The following is an 18,068-nucleotide window of genomic DNA, read 5'->3' on the forward strand; positions in this document are numbered from 1 at the left end:
CTTGGTTAAACGCATCTTTCTTTTAAATATGAAAGCATTACGGTTTTTTACTTGTTGGTTGGGCCTTTTGAGTTATGTATTTTTGGCGGGGTGTTCCGGTAAATCAAAAAACCCTGATTTAGGTACCTACGAGACCCTTACCGACGCCAATGCTACCGAAATCCTTACTAAATTCGGTAAAGAAAATCCGGAAACGCTGGTTACCATTAGCACCAGTATGGGCAAAATAAAAGTACGCTTATACGAAGATACGCCCCTGCACCGGGCAAACTTTGTGCGGCTGGCTAAAATGGGTTTTTACGATAACACTATTTTTTACCGGGTGCTCCGCGATTTTATGATTCAAGGAGGCGATACCCGGGAACGTAAAATCAAAAAAGATAAGTACGGCGTTCCCAGCGAAGTAAAATCCAATCATTTTCATAAACGCGGCGCTTTGGCCATGGCCCGCTACGACGATGAATTTAACCCTAAGCGCTTATCTTCGTCGCATAATTTTTATCTGGTGCAGGGAGTAGTGCATAACCAGGAGAGTCTCGACGACATTGCCCTTACTAATAAAATTACGTTTTCGCCGGAGCAAATCAAAACCTATACCACCCTTGGCGGCGTTCCGTCCCTGGATACTAAATACACGGTATTCGGCGAAGTGGTGGAAGGCTTGGAAGTAATTGATAAAATTGCGAAAGTACCCGTCGACCCAAACGACTTCCCGGTACAGGACATTTTCATGACAGTAGAAGTAGAAGAATAATTTTTAACGATAAAACCGCTTCCTTATCTTAATTACCTACCAGGAATAGGGTTATAGATGTGGTTAAAAGACTATGTATTTTTCAAAAATCTTTCTAACTTTAGACTAAAACCGTATTAAAATTTTACAAACTAACCAGTTATTTTCTTCCTACCTTACTAGTTGAATTTATTATAATTTTTTTAGACTATATTACGTCTAATAACGTATATAAAAAAGTTAAAAAATTTAGATTGTTCTTCTATTTTACTCTTACTTGATAGGCTTCTACTCCGGTAGCAGCTACCTATTGGTTGTTCCTAAATTTACTCTTTAAGCTCCCCGATAATCTGGAATTCTTTTGTGTGGGTTCTGCATTAAGTTTTGGTAATGGTGCGTCTGGTATATCAAATCCTAATAGGTAAAGCGTCTATGCTTTTTTTCACTCAAAACAATATTGAAATTGAATATCACTCTGAAACCGGAATTATAGAAGTAAGATGGATTAAAATATTACAAGAAGAACACTTATGCACCATGTGGGAGGAAATTTTAAAATGTATTGCAAAATACAATATAAACTATCTTCTTTTTGATGCGAGTCATCTGGATTATATTCCATTTTTACACCACGAACGAACAACTCTCATCTTTCAAACCGAACTACCCATTACCCCTCTGAAAAAAATTGCCATTATCCTCTCCGAAAAGGTGCCGAATCTTTTAAAGATTGAAAACTTATTTCGGCGGTATACGCATCTCAATAGCCCAAATTTAGAATTTAAATTATTCCATCATCATTACGAAGCCTTGGACTGGCTTCTGGAATTCACAAAGTATTAGTTAGTAAAATCTGATGCTAATGAAAGTTTATGAATTGATGTGCGGCGTGGGGTGACTAAACTCTATCAATTCAGCGTAGAACTGGAGTTAATATTCTAAACTAACTTTGTTGAAGTACTTAGATTACAAGCTGATTTTTTGTCATTACTAACTGTTGAGCTGGTTCAAAAAACCAACTTATTGGTAAATCGATATTAAGGCTACTACCCATTCTGCCTTTTCCCTCGTTCATTTTTGTTTCAATGTTAGCCTGATTGCGCCGTACTTTTATATCTGTCAGAAAATAGACGAAGCAGGTAAATCCAAAGAAATGACTCTATTTGGTTATGTAGGCCTTTACTCAAAATGGAATGCCCATCTAAATTATTTAAGCAGGTATTTATAACCATTACGTTAAATCTTCAATCATTTTGCCCTTACTTTTTTGATTTTTCCATTTAATTTCTTATAATCATTCTGATAATTAGTATAAATTTACTTTTCGCCTACAGAGTATAGTTTAATTCAAGGGCTTATAAACCTTCGATTTTTCATCTTTTCTGTAACACGACCCACATAAATAAAAAGTTAAATGCTCTATGAAATATAAAATTATTCTGCTAGGTATTCTTTTCCTCTCCACTCTATCTCTTCGGGCCCAGGTAGATGTAGATAGTGCCTTTCGCCATTCCGCCAGCCAAACCAAAGTAATGCTCCAGGAAATTAAAAAAGCCCTGACCACCAAATACCCGGAATTAGTGGTGCCTCGGACCCTACGCCCAAGTGGTGAACTTAAACTTATTCCCTCCCGCGATTGGACCAGCGGTTTCTTTCCGGGAAACTTGTGGTTTTTATACGAATATACCCAAGATCCACAATGGCTAGCCGAAGCCAAAAAGTTTACGGCCGAAATAGAAAATGAAAAATTGGATCTTACTTCTCACGATGTTGGCTTTAAAGTGTATAACAGTTTTGGCGCGGGCTACCGGCTGACTCAGGATACAGCTTATCGTTCCGTCATTATTCAGGGTGCTAAATCGTTAATTACGCGTTTTAATCCTAAAGTGGGTTGTATTCAATCTTGGAAAGCCTGGAACAAGTGGCATTATCCGGTTATTATTGATAATATGATGAACCTGGAACTACTTTTTGCCGCTACCCGCTTAACCGGCGACTCTACTTATTACCAAATTGCCATGAGCCACGCCGACACTACTATGAAGAATCATTTCCGGGCGGATTACAGTTCCTATCACGTGATAGACTACGACCCCATAACCGGAAAAGTACGCAAGAAAAACACGCACCAAGGTTACAGCGATTCTTCGGCTTGGGCCCGGGGGCAATCCTGGGGTTTATATGGCTTTACTATGTGCTACCGCGAAACCAAAAAGCAAAGCTACTTAACGCACGCCGAGAATATAGCTTCCTTTCTTTTAAAAAATCCGCGTTTACCATCGGATATGGTGCCTTACTGGGACTATGATGCCCCGCTAATTCCTAATGAACCGCGTGATGCCTCGGCGGCGGCCGTAATGGCCTCTGCCTTGTATGAACTTAGTACCTATAGCAAGAACAAAAAAATTTACCGGGCTGCCGCCGATAAAATAGTAAATAGTCTGGCTAGTTTGTATGCTTCGCCGGTGGGGCAAAACCGGGGTTTTATTTTATTGCACAGTACCGGCCATAAACCCGGTAATTCAGAAGTGGATGTACCTTTAATTTACGCGGATTATTATTACTTGGAAGCCTTGATACGCAAAAATGAAACAAACTTACCTCCCCGTTTAAATGCTATTAGTAACAAGTCCGTTATTAAAGGCCGAAAACTAAGATTTACCGTTTCCGCTACCGATGGTAATCCGAATCAAATTCAAAACTATTCTTTAATTAATGCCCCGGCAGGAGCTAATATCAATTCCGCCACCGGTGTTTTCAACTGGACTCCCCAACAAACCGGAACGTATACTTTCTTTGTAAAAACTACTGATAGCGGCTCGCCTGTTTTAACCAGTCAAAAGCGGGTAACGGTAACCGTTACCCCGGTGCCTTACTTTTCTTTGCAGGTAACCGTTAACGGTTCCGGAACAGTTACCCAAGAGCCTTTACAAGATAGCTACGCTTATGGCACGAAGGTGGCTTTAGCGGCCATTCCCGCGGAAGGTTATACATTTAACGGCTGGAGCGGGGACGTAAATAGTAAAAATCCAACCTTGCCTTTGGTCATGACGGGCGATAAGCAAGTTACCGCCAATTTTGTTTTACAAACCACCCAAGACCTTGTTAAATTAAATCTCATTAACACTGAAAACAAGGAAATAATAACTACTCTCACGGAAGGCATGGTCTTAAACGTAGCTGCTTTGCCTACAAAAAATTTAAACATTGAGGCTGTAATAAATCCATCCACCGTAAAGAGCGTTACTTTTGAGCTTTCCGGCGAGGAAAGCCATACCTTAACCGAGTCGAAAGCCCCTTACTTGTTGTTCGGCGATGCGGAGGGTAAACCCAACGCCTGGACTCCGGCCGAAGGAAAATACACTTTAAAAGCTACTCCCTATTCCGAAGCCAACGGGAAAGGTCCAGCCGGAGAATCAATGACTCTTCATTTTTCGGTAATTAATAAGTCATTAACCGATTCCGAAAGGCAGGCAACCCTTAGAGAGCAGCTAACTAATAGTACGTTACATGTAAAAGCGTATCCTAATCCTACTCACGATGGTCATTTAACGGTTTCTTTACCAACTAAATTACAGGGTAATTTTTCTTATATTCTATTTTCGGCGGTGGGAAGCAAATTAACCAGCGGTGAAATCAACGCTACCCAATCTACTAGGGCAAAGTTCGATTTTTCCCGCCAAATGTCGGCCGCAGGTATTTATTATTTACGCTTAGAGAATGCTACCTCTAAAGAGTGGGTTAAATTGATTAAGTATTAGACAGATTAAAATGAATCGATAATAATTCAGGTAGCTATCTTGTAGCTACCCGATTGTTTAATTCTTTTTATCAGCCGTGCTCTCGGTTTATAGTAACTCAAAAGCGTATTAGGTATTTTGTAGGATAATTTCAATTTAATTTTGCCTGAGTTTTCTGCTTTCCTAAGGAAATAGAATACTTTTGTATTGTATTAACCTTGCTTGATGGTTGCAGAAAAATCCGGCGGTAAAATCATATCCCTTTATCCTTCCCTTTCGCCCGAAGAGAAGGTGGAATGGCTATTCCGGAAATATTACGCCAGTTTATGCCGAAGCTTGTACCGCACCTTACGCGATGCCAACTTTGCCGAAGATATTGTGCAGGAAGTTTTCCTGAAAGTTTGGGAAATGCGCGAAAGCTTACAAATGGACGAAGCCATTCAGGCCTACTTATATCGTTCCTGCTATAATACAGCGCTCAATTTTTTAAAAACCCAAAAGCCAAAAACGGATATTGATACCATCGGCGAAATAGTACCGGGCAGCGACTCAGCGGAGAAACACGTTAATTTTCTTGAAACCGAAACTCAGGTTTTACAAGCCATTGATAGCCTTCCTCCTAAAACCAAGCTGGTATTTTCGATGAGCCGTTTTGAGGAATTGAGCTACAAAGAAATAGCCGACCGGCTGGATATTTCCCTGAAATCCGTGGAAAAACACATGGGCATTGCCTTGCAGCGTCTGCGCGAAAACCTGAAAGAATACCTCGTCGGGCTGCTTTCATTTATCCTTTCCGATTTTTTTTAATTTTTTTTCAAATACGAGGTAGGGTAAGGACTACTTTAATTGTTTTATAGACGAAGACCCGAGGCGCCCTTCTTCCTTTAAACAATTTTTTCTTAAAACAATCCTTAACTCTTACTTAAATGAAATCTTATTTAGTTAAAAAATTAAACCTAACTTTTTTAGGCGTTGCCACTCTGTTTTTAATAACTTCTTGCGAAGATGAGTTTTTGCGCGGCCACGGCGATGTTGTTTCCCGTAACCGTCCGGTAGGTACGTTTAATGCCGTAAGTGCCGGAGGCGAATTCGAAATTTTCTTAACCCAAGGGCCCACTAAAGATGTATTACTCGAAGGTCAGGAAAATGTATTATCGGAATTATCTACCGAAGTCCGGAACAACAAGCTGATTATTAAATACGACAAGAAACACGTGAAAACCAGTAAACCGGTGCGCATTTACATTACTACGCCCGAGTTAACCGAAGTTTCCGTTTCCGGCGCTAACTCCGTCAGAAGTTTAACCGACTGGCAGGTAGATGATTTTGATTTAGAAGCTTCCGGCAACACCGATATTCATTTAACCTTAAAAGGAGCCCAAACCATTGATACAGAATTATCCGGTTCGGCAGATATAGAACTGAACGGCGATGCTGTTTACCACGACATTGATATTTCGGGTTCCGGAAATGTAAAAGCTTTTGACTTGATTACCAAAGAGGCGGATATTGAGGTGAGCGGCTCCGGCAAATGCGAAGTAACGGTAAGCGACCGTTTAAAAGCTATCCTCAGCGGCTCCGGCCGGGTGCGTTATAAAGGCAATCCTAGCGTGAGTACTAAAATATCCGGCAGTGGCAGTGTAAATCAAGTTGATTAATAAATTTTCGTAACTTTTAAAATAAAATTTACCTTTAGGGTAGGGTAAGAATTGTTTTAACTGTTATATAAGTACATGAATGAAAACCGGCCTACATTCTGGGAACACCTGGCCCGGGAAGTCAGTGGAAATGCTTCGGAAGAATCGAAAGACTGGGCGCAGCAGCAACCAGACCAGGAAATTAAGGAAGCAAGAAAACAGGCCGAACGGGTATGGCAAAGTACGTCCTTACCGGTAGACTCGTACGAACCGGATGTAGAGCGCGGCTGGCAACGGTTTCAGTTAAAAGTGCAAGCCCGGCAAATGCCGCTCACTCCGGTAAAGAAAAGTAAAACGGGCACCATACGATGGGCAGTGGCGGCTACTATTTCTTTGTTATTGGTAGCCGGAGCTTACTTTCTTACTCGCCCCACGCAACCCGCTTGGACGGAAGTAAAAACGGCAGCAAATGAAACCAAAACCATTCGGCTTGCGGATGGTAGTACCGTAGCCTTAAACCAGAAAAGCGTATTTTCTTACCCTACCAATTTTCAGAAGGAAAATCGGATTGTGAAATTAACGGGAGAAGCATTTTTTGAAGTGGCAAAAGCCGAAGGCAAGCGCTTCACGATTTTCGCCGAAGGCACCAAAACGGAAGTAATTGGAACGTCTTTTAATTTAAGAGCTTACGCCCACGAACCCGTGAAAGTGCAGGTAGTTACCGGCAAAGTAGCGTTTGCTCGCACCGAAACCGACGATGCCGTATTTCTAGTACCCGGGCAGGAAGGCGTAATAGGTGAAAAAACTCCGATAGCCCAAAAGCAAACAATCCAAAATGAAAATTTTAGAAGTTGGAGAACCAAGAATTTAACTTTTAGCAATACCCAACTGGACCAGTTAACGGCCGAACTGGAAAGTTACTTTAACATAAAAATTACCATTCAAAACAATGCCTTGCGCCAATGCCGGTTTACCACTTCTTTCCGGAATCCGGACCTGAAAGAAGTATTAGATATCCTGGCGGTAACGGGCAACCTAACCATTACCCAAAAAGGAACCGAATATTTTATTACGGGTCCGGGGTGTAAATAAAAAATCTAGAAAATTTTAAATAATTTTAAGAATGAAAACACGCAGTTTTTTCATAATGGCTTTGCTATGCCTGGTTTTTTCAGCCTGTCTGGCTCAGTCGCAACCGCTAAAAACCAAAATTTCTTTAAAAGTAAATAACGCCACCTTACCGCAGGTGCTGCAATCTATCCAGCAGAAATACGCTATTCGGTTTTCTTACCTCAACAACGATTTACCGCCCAAAAACCGAGTTTCCGCTGAAATACAAGATAAAACCTTAGCCGAAGTACTGGATGTGCTGCTGGCTAATACCAACGTAGGTTACCTGGAAAAAAACGGCCAGGTAATTATTAAAAAAGGTTTACCGAAAAGTTTACCCAAAGCCTCCACCTTAAACAAACTTCCTCCGCCCACTTCCAGTACTCCAGCTAAGCCAACTCCAAGAACAACGCCCACTCCAGCTGAAGTTAAGCCAGAACCCACTCAGAAAAAGGTGGAAACCGTAGTCACTCCCCCAAGTACAAGTGCAGCAGAAGAGCCTGCTTCCGTTCCGGATACTCTGGCTACTCAAAGTGTTTCGGATACAAGTGCGGCCCGTACTTCTATTACTATTAAAAGGGTAAAAACCATTGCTTTTGATGAAGATTCGCTGGAAATCAAACCGTATCATCTGGGAATTATCTACCCATTAAGCACCAACGGAACACGGGCGAACGAGTATGTCAATCGGGTATCGGCGCACTTACTCGTGGGTACGGCCGCCGGCAACCAAGGTGCTGAATTTGCCGGAATAGGTAATATCGATAAAAAGTACGTGCGTGGTTTTCAGTTCGGCGGCTATTTCAATATAATCGGTAACCGCGATAAACTAACCCCAGTAACGGATAGCGTAATTAATCGGTACAGCTTACAAGGAGGTCAGTTTGCGGGCTTTCTGAACGTGGCCAGCGGTAACAGCAATGGGGTTCAGTTTGCCGGTTTCTTAAACGTAAGCCGTAATATTACCGGGGTGCAAGGTGCCGGTTTCATGAATATTGCCCGGGATGTAAAAGGCGCGCAATTATCTGGTTTTATCAACAAAGCCCGCTATGTAAGAGGTACGCAAATCGGATTTTTAAATTTTGCCGATAGTATTAACGGTGTACCGGTCGGGTTTTTAAGTTTTGTAAAACACGGCGGTTACCATCACGCAGAGATTTACGTTGCTGATGATTTTAACGTGAATATAACTTATAAAATAGGGGTCCCAAAATTCTATACGTTGTTTGCCTTAGGGGCGGAACTCGACGATAAAAAACGCTGGGGTTATGGGGCAGGCTTTGGCTCGGAATGGACGCTTTATAAACGTTTGCATTTAAACACGGATGTAGTATCGTATTATGTTATCGAAAAAAGTTACGAAAATTTTCCGGATGGCTTGTTTGAAGATTATGAGTTAAACATGCTGAACAAATTTAGGTTGCTAGGTACTGTACAATTGGCCAATCATTTATCTTTCTTTGGGGGTCCTACTTTTAACGTAATGGTATCGAAATACCAGGAACCCGGCGAATCGGAAGTGGGCTCAACTTTTCCCAAACACACCTTTTTTAATAAAACCGACTTCTTCGATACGAATGTAAAAATGTGGATTGGCTTTAACGCCGGTATCCGTTTTTAGAATTACCTACCCTCCTACTCTTCTTTCAATTTTGCTTCTATCCGTTTAAAACCGCTTTTTAGCAGTTATCAGAACCTTATTGTCTAAAAAATTCTATGAATCAAGCTAATTATTCAAACCCGATCAATATTGCCCAGGATTATCAAAAAGGCTGGGAAAAATCCCAGGCCGAATACGAACGTCAACGTGTCCGCGCTTTACCAAATCTAAATCTCCGCAAAGGATATTGTAAGCAAAAAGCAATTTCTTTACTAACGGTATTCCTTATTTTATTAACCAGCCAGCTTTCTTCCTTCGGCCAAAACCTGACCCAAACTATTCGTGGCAAAATCATTGACCGGGAATCACAAACGCCGTTAGTAGGAGCCTCCGTAGCCATTGTATCGTTAAACCCGATTAAAGGCAGCACGACCGATAACGATGGAGTTTTTAAAATTGAAAAAGTGCCGGTTGGCCGCCATACGCTCAAAATTAATTACATTGGCTACCAGGAACAAATAATTCCGGAATTACTGCTGGGTTCCGGTAAAGAAATAATTCTCACAGTTGGGCTTACCGAATCCATCCGGCAAATGGACGAGGTAGTCATTACAGCACAACCTGAAAAAGGGCAACCCCTCAACGACATGGCTACGCTCAGTGCCCGTTCTATCTCCGTGGAAGAAACCAAACGGTATGCGGCCAGTGTGAACGACCCCGCCCGCGCCGCTTTATCTTACGCCGGTGTAGCCACCACCGACGATGGCGGCAACCAAATTGTGGTTCGGGGCAATTCGCCGAAAGGCATTTTGTGGCGGATGGAAGGCATCGAAGTACCTAATCCTAACCATTTTGGCGAGGAAGGAGCTTCGGGCGGGGGCATAAGTATCTTGAGTGTAAATATGATTGATAATTCGGATTTTTATACCGGCGCCTTTCCGGCCGAATACGGCAATGCTTTATCCGGAATTTTCGACATGAAGTTGCGCCAGGGTAATAACGAAAAACGGGAATATGCTTTCCAAGCGGGAGTTTTAGGTCTCGATTTTGCCGCCGAAGGCCCTTTTAAAAAGAACTACAAAGGTTCTTATTTAGCCAATTACCGGTATTCGACCTTAGCGATTCTGAAAAAAGTGGGCGTAAATATTTCGGGCGATGCCGCGCCCGAATTTCAGGATTTTTCCTTTAAACTGCATTTTCCTACTACTAAAGCCGGAATATTTACTTTGTGGGGTATTGGCGGTTACAGCACCCAGGTACAAGAAGCAGAACGAAACTCCAAGGAATGGAAAGAAAAAGAAGACCGCTTCGATGATATTTTTAAATCCGGTATGGGAGCCGCCGGTTTATCGCACGTTTATTTTTTAAATTCTAAAGCTTACTTCGAAACGGTGCTGTCTTTGTCCGGCAACTTTACCCGTTACCGTTACGATTCGTTGGGCACCGATTATAAACCTACTACTTTTTACCGCGAATCATTTAATAATTACGCTGGCCGCTTATCCGTGCTGTATAATCATAAATTAAATAACCAACACACCATTCGGGTAGGCGCCATTTACAGCCAGTTAAACTTCGACTTATTCAGTGAAGGCCGCGATGAAGACCGGGATAATACCTTGGAACGTTGGGTAGATAATGCGGGCAATTCCGGGTTACTGCAAGCGTATGGCCAATGGAAATACCGGATTGCCGAAAATTTAACGCTTAACTCCGGGGTGCATTTTATGCGGTTGGGTTTAAACGGCAATAGCGCCCTGGAACCAAGGTTAGGCATTCGGTGGAATTTTTCGGGTACCCAATCTTTAGGAGCTGCTTTTGGTACGCATAGCCGGAACGAATCCATGGCTGTTTATTTTGCGCAACAACCCTTAGGAAATGGCCTGTATTCGCAAGCCAATAAAGATTTAAAACTGACCAAAGCCCGTCATTACGTGATTTCCTACGACCAAATGCTCCGCGAAGACTTACGTTTTAAAGTAGAAACGTATTACCAGCAATTGTATAACTTAGCCATCAGCCCGGACCCCAGGAGTACCATTGCCGCCTTAAATTCCGAAACCGGCCTTATTGCCGATAGTTTAGTAAGCAACGGTAAAGGTAAAAATTACGGCGTAGAATTAAGCTTAGAAAAGTTTTTTACGAATAATTACTATTTTTTAATTACCAGTTCGCTGTACAATTCTAAGTTTACGGCGGCCGATGGAGTGGAACGCAATACCCGGTACAATGGCAATCATATTTTAAATGTTTTGGGTGGCAAAGAATTTAAAGTTGGGAAAGATAAAGCCAATTTAATTGGGGCGAACGTGCGAGTACTTTGGGCCGGCGGCAACCGGTATACGCCTTTAAATGTAGAACAATCGCGCCTAGAGGATAAGGCTGTGTACTACGAAGATAAACGCTACGAAGCCCAAGCTCCCGATTACTTCCGCACCGATATCCGGGTAAGTTATCGCAAAAACCGGCCAAAAGCTTCTTACATCTTGTCGCTGGACATTCAAAATGTAACCAACCGCTTGAACATCTACAACCAGTACTACGATAAAGATACCCAGAGCCTTAAAATTAGTACCCAAACCGGCCTGATACCCGTACTAAACTATCGCATTGAATTTTAAAACTACCCAAGCAGGCATTAGCACAAAATCATTCTTTAAGCACTGCTTATTTCACAAACTCTAAAACAATTTTTGCCATTCTTCACCAATAAAAGCCTTTTCGAAGAATAAAAAGGACATAGCTTTTTTACATACAGTCTCCGTTCGTAATGATTGATTAAAACTAAAAAGGGCTTACTTCTAATTGGAAGTAAGCCCTTTTGTTTATTTGTTGTAGAAGATTTTACATGTTTTCCCGGATGCGGTGGGCTAACTCCTCAAATTCTTCTTTCGTTAATTTTAATTTTGGATTGGCAAAGTTCATGTCCTCCATCCTGTTAATCGGAATTAAATGAATATGCGCGTGCGGCACCTCAAATCCAATCACAGCCATTCCAATCCGGGAAGCTCCGGTTGCCTGCTTCACGCCAACTGCTACTTGCTTGGCAAATACATGCAAGTCGGCGAGCAGCGTATCTTCCAATTCAAAGATATCTTCTACCTGTTTCTTAGGTACCACTAAAGTATGACCGGGCTGCAAAGGACTTATATCTAAAAAAGCTAAAAACTGATCGTCTTCCGCTACCTTGTAAGCCGGAATAACGCCTTTTACGATTTTAGTGAAAATGGATTCCATAGTAATTAACGGGAAATTTCGAGGACTTCGAAGCGAATTTTACCAGCCGGAATCGTAATTTCTGCTATTTCGCCCACCGACTTACCCAGCAAACCTTTGCCAATCGGTGATTTTACGGAAATTTTACCTTGCGCCAGGTTAGCTTCTTCTTCCGATACCAACACGTAATCCATTACCAGGTTATTGTTCAAATTCTTAATTTTTACTTTTGACAGTATTAAAGCCTTGCTCAGATCCAGGTGCGAATCATCAATCAGCCGGGCATTTCCTACGACTTCTTCCAACTTAGAAATTTTTAGTTCCAGATGCCCCTGAGCGTCCTTCGCAGCATCATATTCTGCGTTCTCACTTAAATCCCCTTTATCGCGGGCTTCGGCCAGTTGGCGCGCCACTTCCGCCCGTCCTTTCGTTTTTAGCTCCGCTAATTCGTCTTTTAACTTTTGCAAGCCTTCGGCGGTATAGTACGATACAGATCCCATAAATTTAATTTTTCAGCAATAGTTAAAACAAAAAGAACGGCCAAAGCCTGACCGTTCCTCCTGCAAGTTAATATTTTTTTTAATATTCTTGTCAAGAGTACGAACAAGATTTTACTTGCTTTCGTCCTAAAGTACGGAGGCCCAACCTTTACTATTTCGAGTAATGAAAGATTTAAAAATACTCATTTTTTAAATCGGATTATCTAAAAAACTTTTGATTTTACGCGTAAGAACCTGATTGATTTTATAATAGGATTCGTGGGTCCAGCCGGCAATATGCGGCGATAATAATACGTTTTGCGCCTGAATCAGGTACTCAAAAGTAGTTTTTTGTTCGTCCGTTAAAGTACCCAGTTTTTCGTTTTCCAGCACATCTAACGCTGCTCCTTTAATTTTACCGGTTTGCAACAAAGTAACCAAGCCTTTTAAATCGAGTATTTCGCCGCGGGAGGAGTTAAGCAACCAAAGGTTTTTGCGGAAACTATTTAGAAAATCCGGATTCGCGAAGTAACGGTTAGCTGGCGTATAAGGTATGTGAAAACTTATTACATCGGCTTCACCTTCTATTTTTTCTAAGGAACACAAGGTAGCATGTTCATCGGCTTGGATGCTTGAGTCGTTATCGTAAGCAAGAACCTGGCAATCGAAGCCCCGCAGCCGTTTGGCAAAGGCCCGGCCCATGTTGCCATAGCCAATAATGCCTATGGTTTTTCCCATAATCTCCTCACCCCTGTTTGCTTCACGGTACCATTCATAATTCCGGACTTCCCGGTCGGCTTTTACCATATGGCGCAGTAAAGCCAGCAACATGCCCAAGGTATGTTCGCCCACGGCGTCGCTATTTCCCTCCGGCGCGTTTAAAAGTTTAATGTGGTATTTAGCCAAAGCAGCTTCATCAATATTATCTACGCCAGCGCCGGCCCGGCCAATAAAGCGTAATTGTTGATTGCCGTTTAATAATTCTTCTGTAATCCGGAGTTTACTGCGCACAATTAGTCCATCGTAACCCGGCAAAGCATTTTTTACTTCGGCTGCTTTCAGTTCGGGCTGATACGAAACGATTAAACCAATTTCTTCCAGCATGGGAATAATGGAAGAATGCATTTGGTCGATTATCAAACAGGAAATTTTACGGGAAAACATTTTTAAGTAAACCTAAAGAACAATTATAATTTTTATGAAAGTACTCCGACGAAAGTAGTTTCTTGCGGAAAGAGAATGAATTCTTGAGTTTGTATTACGCTGCATGTGCTTCAATCAGTTGCGTTAATTGAATAAACTCCGCCACCGATAACTGTTCTGCCCGCTTATCAAAAACGGGCTGTTTCGTAATTTCGTCGGGTAAGTGGTAGGGCCGTAAACAATTGCGTAAGGTTTTCCGGCGGGTACCAAAGCTCAGTTTCACTACTTCAAAAAATTTCTTCTCGTTACAAGGCAATTGCTCCACTTGGTTACGAACCAACGTAATAACGCCCGATAATACTTGCGGCGGCGGATCAAACACTTCCCGGCTTACCGTAAACCTATACGCAATGGTATAAAATGCTTGCAGCAGCACGCTCAAAATTCCGTAAACTTTAGAGCCCGGCCCGGCGGCAATTCGTTCCGCCACTTCTTTTTGCAGCATACATACTACCTCCATCACCTGTTGCCGGTGTTCCAGAACTTTAAAAAAAATCTGACTGGAGATGTTGTAAGGGAAATTACCAATTATGGAAATTTTATTTGAAAACCGTTTGCTTAAATCAAGACGCAGAAAATCCGCTTCCAGAATACGGCCGGTCAACTCCGGAAAATGCGCCTGCAAGTAACGAATGGATTCCTGGTCAATATCAATAATGGTGGTTTGGTACGCCGTATGCTGCACCAGGTATTTCGTTAAAACCCCCATTCCCGGCCCAATTTCCAGAACATCCTTTACTCCGGCGGGTAAAGTTAATTGTTCCACAATGCGGGTCGCAATATTTTCGTCAGTAAGAAAATGCTGGCCGAGGTGTTTTTTAGGATTTACCTTTTTCACACAAATTAGCGGTAAAATTTAAATAATAGATACTAACAAAAATTATTACTTTAACTACGAAAACAACGAGTAAAAACCTGCTACTACCGCAAACGGTAATCGGAAAAGCTAATACGTAATACGTAGCTTTTAAAGCTAGCTTAACTTACCCGGTCCTATCTTAAAACAGCGCCCTATTCAGAATGCAACGTATTTTAAAGTAGTAAATTTATTTTATTCCGAATTTTCTCCATGCAGCACCTTTACCCTTGTTCGTCCGTAAACTTTTAAACTTTTAGTATATTGCGCGCCAAAGATACAATAGAACCATGCCGACACAACTGAAACACGATACCAAGATAGATAAAAATAAAAGCTTGGTAGTTATTATTCACTCCGCCGAGGATTTGACCGGCACAGATTTTACTTCGGAGGAGCAAGCTTACGTAAAAAAACAGATTGATTATAAAAATAAACTCATCACCCTCAATCGGTTTACCCACTGCATTTATGTATTGGTAACTACTCGTAAACCGGCTTTTTATTCTTACCACGAAGAATTGCGCAAAGCCGGTTTTAACTTGCAAAAATTATTACAAGCCGATAAAACCGAAGCTATTTACTTAGCAGATTTAACCGGTTCCAAAGCTTCCTTTTATTTGGCCGAAGGCTTGTTTTTGAGCAACTACCAATACGATAAATATAAAACCGATAAAAGTAGCGCCTCAACGCTCCAAAACATTATAATAACTGATAGTTCCATTGCTGAAGCCGAAGTGAACGAACTAAACAACTTGCTGCACGGCGTTTACCTGGCCCGCGATTTGGTGAATGAGCCGCATAACTACCAATCGGCGGAACAACTGGCCGATACCATTACGGCAGTAGGCGATCACGCCGGGTTTACTACCGAAATTCTGGATATTCTTAAAATACAAGCTTTAAAAATGGGTGGCTTATTAGCCGTTAACCAGGGGAGTCTGGACCCACCTACTTTTTCTATTTTAGAATACAAACCAGAAAATGCCCGTAACGAAAAACCGTACGTATTAGTAGGCAAAGGAGTGGTGTATGATACCGGCGGCTTAAGCTTAAAACCTACGCCTAACTCCATGGACCTAATGAAATCGGATATGGCTGGGGCTGCTGGCGTAATTGGAATTCTTTACGCGCTGGCTAAAAACCAAATACCTTTGCACGTTATTGGATTGATTCCGGCTACCGACAATCGGCCGGGTGGTCGCGCCTTTGCTCCCGGCGACGTTATTACCATGCACAGCGGAACTACCGTAGAAGTAATGAATACCGACGCCGAAGGCCGCCTGCTTTTAGCCGATGCCTTGCATTTTGCTAAAAAATACGATCCCGAACTGGTTATTGATATGGCCACCTTAACCGGAGCCGCCGCGCGCGCGGTAGGTCGCGAAGGAATAGTAATGATGAGCAGCGCCCCCGAAGAAACCCGACAAAAATTTAAGAAAGCGGGTGAAACCACCTACGAGCGCCTCGTAGAACTGCCTCTATGGGAAGAATACGCCGAACACTTGAAATCAGATATTGCGGATCTGAAAAACATGGGTGGCCCGGAAGCAGGGGCTATTTCGGCCGGTAAATTTCTCGAACATTTTACTTCTTACCCTTGGATTCACCTGGATATTGCGGGTACAGCTTTCCTAACTTCGCCGGATAATTACCGTGGTAAAAATGGCACCGGTTCCAGTGTCCGGCTTATTTATCAGTTTTTAACGGAATCCGTTAAAGAAAATAACAACTAACCTCGGCAATATTTATACAGTTTTTAAATCCGCTACCATCTTTAAACCGGTTATTCAAATCTAGTTATTATTAATAACGTAAAGCGCATAACCCACACTCTTCCATGGATAAACCAAAGCTAAAAATAGGTATCACGCTGGGCGATTATAACGGTATTGGGCCGGAAGTAATTATTAAAACCCTCGCGGATACTCGCATTCTGAGTTTTTGCACTCCTATTATTTACGGTTCCGGAAACTTAATTAATAAAACCCGCAAACTGCTTCACATCGAAAATTTTTCTTTTCAGCAAATCCGGCAAATGGCTGAGTACGACCACAAGCGGATAAACGTGCTTAATTGTTGGGAAGAAGAACACGAATTAAATTTGGGTACCCCCACCCCGCAGTCCGGGAAAGCAGCCTTGCAATCTATTCAGACCGCCAGCGCGGATTTAAAAGCGGGCCTGATTGATGGTATTGTAACCGCACCGATCGATAAAGACAATATTCAATCCGAAGAGTTTAAATTTCCGGGTCATACCGAATATTTTACGTCCTATTTTGAAGCTCCCGAAAGTTTGATGTTTTTGGTAAGCGGCAATCTACGGGTAGCCACGGCTACCGGGCACTTACCGGTAAAAGAGGTTGCGCCTAAACTTACTACCGAACTATTGCTGCAAAAACTAACTATTTTACTGCAATCCCTTCAGAATGACTTTGGTATTCAAAAACCCCGAGTTGCGGTTTTGGGCTTAAACCCCCACGCCGGCGAAAACGGGTTATTGGGAACCGAAGAACAAGAAATTATTATGCCGGCCATCCGGATTTTAAAAGAAAAAGGTCATCTTTTATTTGGGCCGTTTCCCGCCGATGGCTTTTTCGGGACTCGTCAATACCAGCAAGTAGATGCTACTTTAGCTATGTACCACGATCAAGGGTTAATTCCCTTTAAAACGCTGGCCTTTGAAAACGGAGTTAATTATACCGCCGGCTTGCCCATTGTACGCACTTCCCCCGATCATGGCACGGCGTATAACATTGCGGGCGCGAACAAGGCCCAGGAAAGCTCTTTCCGGGAAGCACTTTTTCTGGCAATTGATATCATAAGAAAAAGACAACCGTATAAGCACTAGCGGAATATTTTAATTTTTTTAATTAGAGATTAAATTACTAATTTTGCGCTTTGCAAAAAAATTGGCAGTCGTGAGAAAGATAAATGAGTTTGATATTCAAATTGCCACCCTTAGTGATAAGGTTCACGAGTATGATTTTGTTATAGATGATGCCTTTTTTGCATTATTTGATCAAAATCTGGTGAATGGTGGTAATCTGCGGGCACACATTGTGTTAGACAAAACGGATCTTTTGCTGCAATTTGAATTTAAAATTTCAGGTACCGTAAATGTAACCTGCGATCGCAGTCTAGACGAATTTGATTATCCGATTGAATTAGAGGAATTGCTGTTGGTTCGGTATGGCGCCGTTGAAGCAGAATTGGATGATAATGTTTTGCAGATAGTTCCGGGCACGCAAGCTCTAAATATTGCGCAACATTTGTTCGATTACATTGGCTTAGCTATTCCCATAAAAAAACTGCATCCCCGGTTCTACGAGGTAGATGAAGATCCGGACGCGGAGAATATACTGATTTACTCTAGCGGCGGATTAAATCAAGATACCGATGACGAAGATGACGATACCGCCGGTGACCCGCGTTGGGATGTCTTGAAAAAATTAAAATAATAAATAAGTAAAAATAAATAAACAGTACAGTTT

General features: G+C 42.1%; 15 protein-coding genes. 11 read left to right on the top strand and 4 right to left on the bottom strand.

Annotated elements, in window-relative coordinates:
• Positions 1-28: 28 nt before the first annotated feature.
• The 8 genes from AHMF7605_RS09450 to AHMF7605_RS09485 all read left to right on the top strand — a co-directional run bounded on the left by AHMF7605_RS09450 (position 29) and on the right by AHMF7605_RS09485 (position 11,441).
• Positions 29-754 (top strand): peptidylprolyl isomerase, encoded by a 726-nt coding sequence (locus tag AHMF7605_RS09450; RefSeq protein WP_106928652.1) that lies wholly within the window; start codon positions 29-31, stop codon positions 752-754.
• Between the two features lie 411 nt (positions 755-1,165).
• Positions 1,166-1,576 (top strand): hypothetical protein, encoded by a 411-nt coding sequence (locus AHMF7605_RS09455; RefSeq protein WP_146153556.1) that lies wholly within the window; start codon positions 1,166-1,168, stop codon positions 1,574-1,576.
• 578 nt (positions 1,577-2,154) lie between these two features.
• Positions 2,155-4,494: an InlB B-repeat-containing protein gene (locus AHMF7605_RS30920; protein ID WP_106928656.1), complete on the top strand. Its 2,340-nt coding sequence runs from the start codon at positions 2,155-2,157 to the stop codon at positions 4,492-4,494.
• Between the two features lie 204 nt (positions 4,495-4,698).
• Positions 4,699-5,280 carry an RNA polymerase sigma factor gene (locus AHMF7605_RS09465; RefSeq protein WP_106928658.1) on the top strand — a complete coding sequence of 194 codons (582 nt, stop codon included), beginning with the start codon at positions 4,699-4,701 and terminating at the stop codon, positions 5,278-5,280.
• 119 nt (positions 5,281-5,399) lie between these two features.
• The gene (locus tag AHMF7605_RS09470; protein WP_106928660.1) at positions 5,400-6,131 is read left to right on the top strand and encodes a head GIN domain-containing protein; all 732 of its coding nucleotides are present in this window, start codon (positions 5,400-5,402) and stop codon (positions 6,129-6,131) included.
• A 75-nt stretch (positions 6,132-6,206) separates the two neighbouring features.
• Positions 6,207-7,202, top strand: coding sequence for a FecR family protein (locus tag AHMF7605_RS09475; RefSeq protein WP_106928662.1), 996 nt, complete (start codon positions 6,207-6,209; stop codon positions 7,200-7,202).
• A gap of 31 nt (positions 7,203-7,233) precedes the next feature.
• On the top strand, positions 7,234-8,841 hold the full coding sequence (locus tag AHMF7605_RS09480; RefSeq protein WP_106928664.1) for a DUF4974 domain-containing protein: 1,608 nt from the start codon (positions 7,234-7,236) through the stop codon (positions 8,839-8,841).
• 95 nt (positions 8,842-8,936) lie between these two features.
• Positions 8,937-11,441 carry a TonB-dependent receptor gene (locus AHMF7605_RS09485; protein ID WP_233218995.1) on the top strand — a complete coding sequence of 835 codons (2,505 nt, stop codon included), beginning with the start codon at positions 8,937-8,939 and terminating at the stop codon, positions 11,439-11,441.
• Between the two features lie 223 nt (positions 11,442-11,664).
• Here AHMF7605_RS09485 and AHMF7605_RS09490 read toward each other — a convergent pair whose 3' ends face one another.
• The 4 genes from AHMF7605_RS09490 to rsmA form a co-directional block, all read right to left on the bottom strand.
• Positions 11,665-12,057 carry an HIT family protein gene (locus tag AHMF7605_RS09490; protein ID WP_106928666.1) on the bottom strand — a complete coding sequence of 131 codons (393 nt, stop codon included), beginning with the start codon at positions 12,055-12,057 and terminating at the stop codon, positions 11,665-11,667.
• A gap of 5 nt (positions 12,058-12,062) precedes the next feature.
• Positions 12,063-12,536 carry a transcription elongation factor GreA gene (gene greA, locus AHMF7605_RS09495; RefSeq protein WP_106928668.1) on the bottom strand — a complete coding sequence of 158 codons (474 nt, stop codon included), beginning with the start codon at positions 12,534-12,536 and terminating at the stop codon, positions 12,063-12,065.
• Positions 12,537-12,725: 189 nt separating this feature from the next.
• Entirely contained in the window at positions 12,726-13,679 is a 954-nt protein-coding gene (locus AHMF7605_RS09500; RefSeq protein WP_106928670.1) for an NAD(P)-dependent oxidoreductase, read from the bottom strand.
• Positions 13,680-13,773: 94 nt separating this feature from the next.
• Positions 13,774-14,556 (bottom strand): 16S rRNA (adenine(1518)-N(6)/adenine(1519)-N(6))-dimethyltransferase RsmA, encoded by a 783-nt coding sequence (gene rsmA, locus AHMF7605_RS09505; RefSeq protein WP_106928672.1) that lies wholly within the window; start codon positions 14,554-14,556, stop codon positions 13,774-13,776.
• A 308-nt stretch (positions 14,557-14,864) separates the two neighbouring features.
• Here rsmA and AHMF7605_RS09510 point away from each other — a divergent pair, with 308 nt between their 5' ends.
• From AHMF7605_RS09510 to AHMF7605_RS09520, 3 genes are all read left to right on the top strand, one after another.
• Entirely contained in the window at positions 14,865-16,310 is a 1,446-nt protein-coding gene (locus AHMF7605_RS09510) for a leucyl aminopeptidase family protein (protein WP_106928674.1), read from the top strand.
• Between the two features lie 104 nt (positions 16,311-16,414).
• Positions 16,415-17,425 (top strand): 4-hydroxythreonine-4-phosphate dehydrogenase PdxA, encoded by a 1,011-nt coding sequence (gene pdxA / locus AHMF7605_RS09515; RefSeq protein WP_106928676.1) that lies wholly within the window; start codon positions 16,415-16,417, stop codon positions 17,423-17,425.
• Between the two features lie 70 nt (positions 17,426-17,495).
• A complete protein-coding gene (locus AHMF7605_RS09520; protein WP_106933411.1) occupies positions 17,496-18,035 on the top strand; it encodes a YceD family protein in 540 nt (179 codons plus the stop codon).
• The last annotated feature ends 33 nt before the right edge of the window (positions 18,036-18,068 follow it).

Origin of the sequence: Adhaeribacter arboris, assembly GCF_003023845.1 — a bacterium.
Classification (GTDB): Bacteria; Bacteroidota; Bacteroidia; order Cytophagales; family Hymenobacteraceae; genus Adhaeribacter; species Adhaeribacter arboris.

Bases quoted from the DNA above. Each gene is read 5' to 3' on its own strand.
- pdxA (WP_106928676.1), top strand. From the start codon at position 16,415: ATGGATAAACCAAAGCTAAAAATAGGTATCACGCTGGGCGATTATAAC.
- AHMF7605_RS09510 (WP_106928674.1), top strand. From the start codon at position 14,865: ATGCCGACACAACTGAAACACGATACCAAGATAGATAAAAATAAAAGC.
- AHMF7605_RS09455 (WP_146153556.1), top strand. From the start codon at position 1,166: ATGCTTTTTTTCACTCAAAACAATATTGAAATTGAATATCACTCTGAA.
- AHMF7605_RS30920 (WP_106928656.1), top strand. From the start codon at position 2,155: ATGAAATATAAAATTATTCTGCTAGGTATTCTTTTCCTCTCCACTCTA.
- AHMF7605_RS09480 (WP_106928664.1), top strand. From the start codon at position 7,234: ATGAAAACACGCAGTTTTTTCATAATGGCTTTGCTATGCCTGGTTTTT.
- AHMF7605_RS09485 (WP_233218995.1), top strand. From the start codon at position 8,937: ATGAATCAAGCTAATTATTCAAACCCGATCAATATTGCCCAGGATTAT.
- AHMF7605_RS09470 (WP_106928660.1), top strand. From the start codon at position 5,400: ATGAAATCTTATTTAGTTAAAAAATTAAACCTAACTTTTTTAGGCGTT.
- greA (WP_106928668.1), bottom strand. From the start codon at position 12,536: ATGGGATCTGTATCGTACTATACCGCCGAAGGCTTGCAAAAGTTAAAA.
- AHMF7605_RS09500 (WP_106928670.1), bottom strand. From the start codon at position 13,679: ATGTTTTCCCGTAAAATTTCCTGTTTGATAATCGACCAAATGCATTCT.
- AHMF7605_RS09490 (WP_106928666.1), bottom strand. From the start codon at position 12,057: ATGGAATCCATTTTCACTAAAATCGTAAAAGGCGTTATTCCGGCTTAC.
- AHMF7605_RS09450 (WP_106928652.1), top strand. From the start codon at position 29: ATGAAAGCATTACGGTTTTTTACTTGTTGGTTGGGCCTTTTGAGTTAT.
- AHMF7605_RS09465 (WP_106928658.1), top strand. From the start codon at position 4,699: ATGGTTGCAGAAAAATCCGGCGGTAAAATCATATCCCTTTATCCTTCC.
- AHMF7605_RS09475 (WP_106928662.1), top strand. From the start codon at position 6,207: ATGAATGAAAACCGGCCTACATTCTGGGAACACCTGGCCCGGGAAGTC.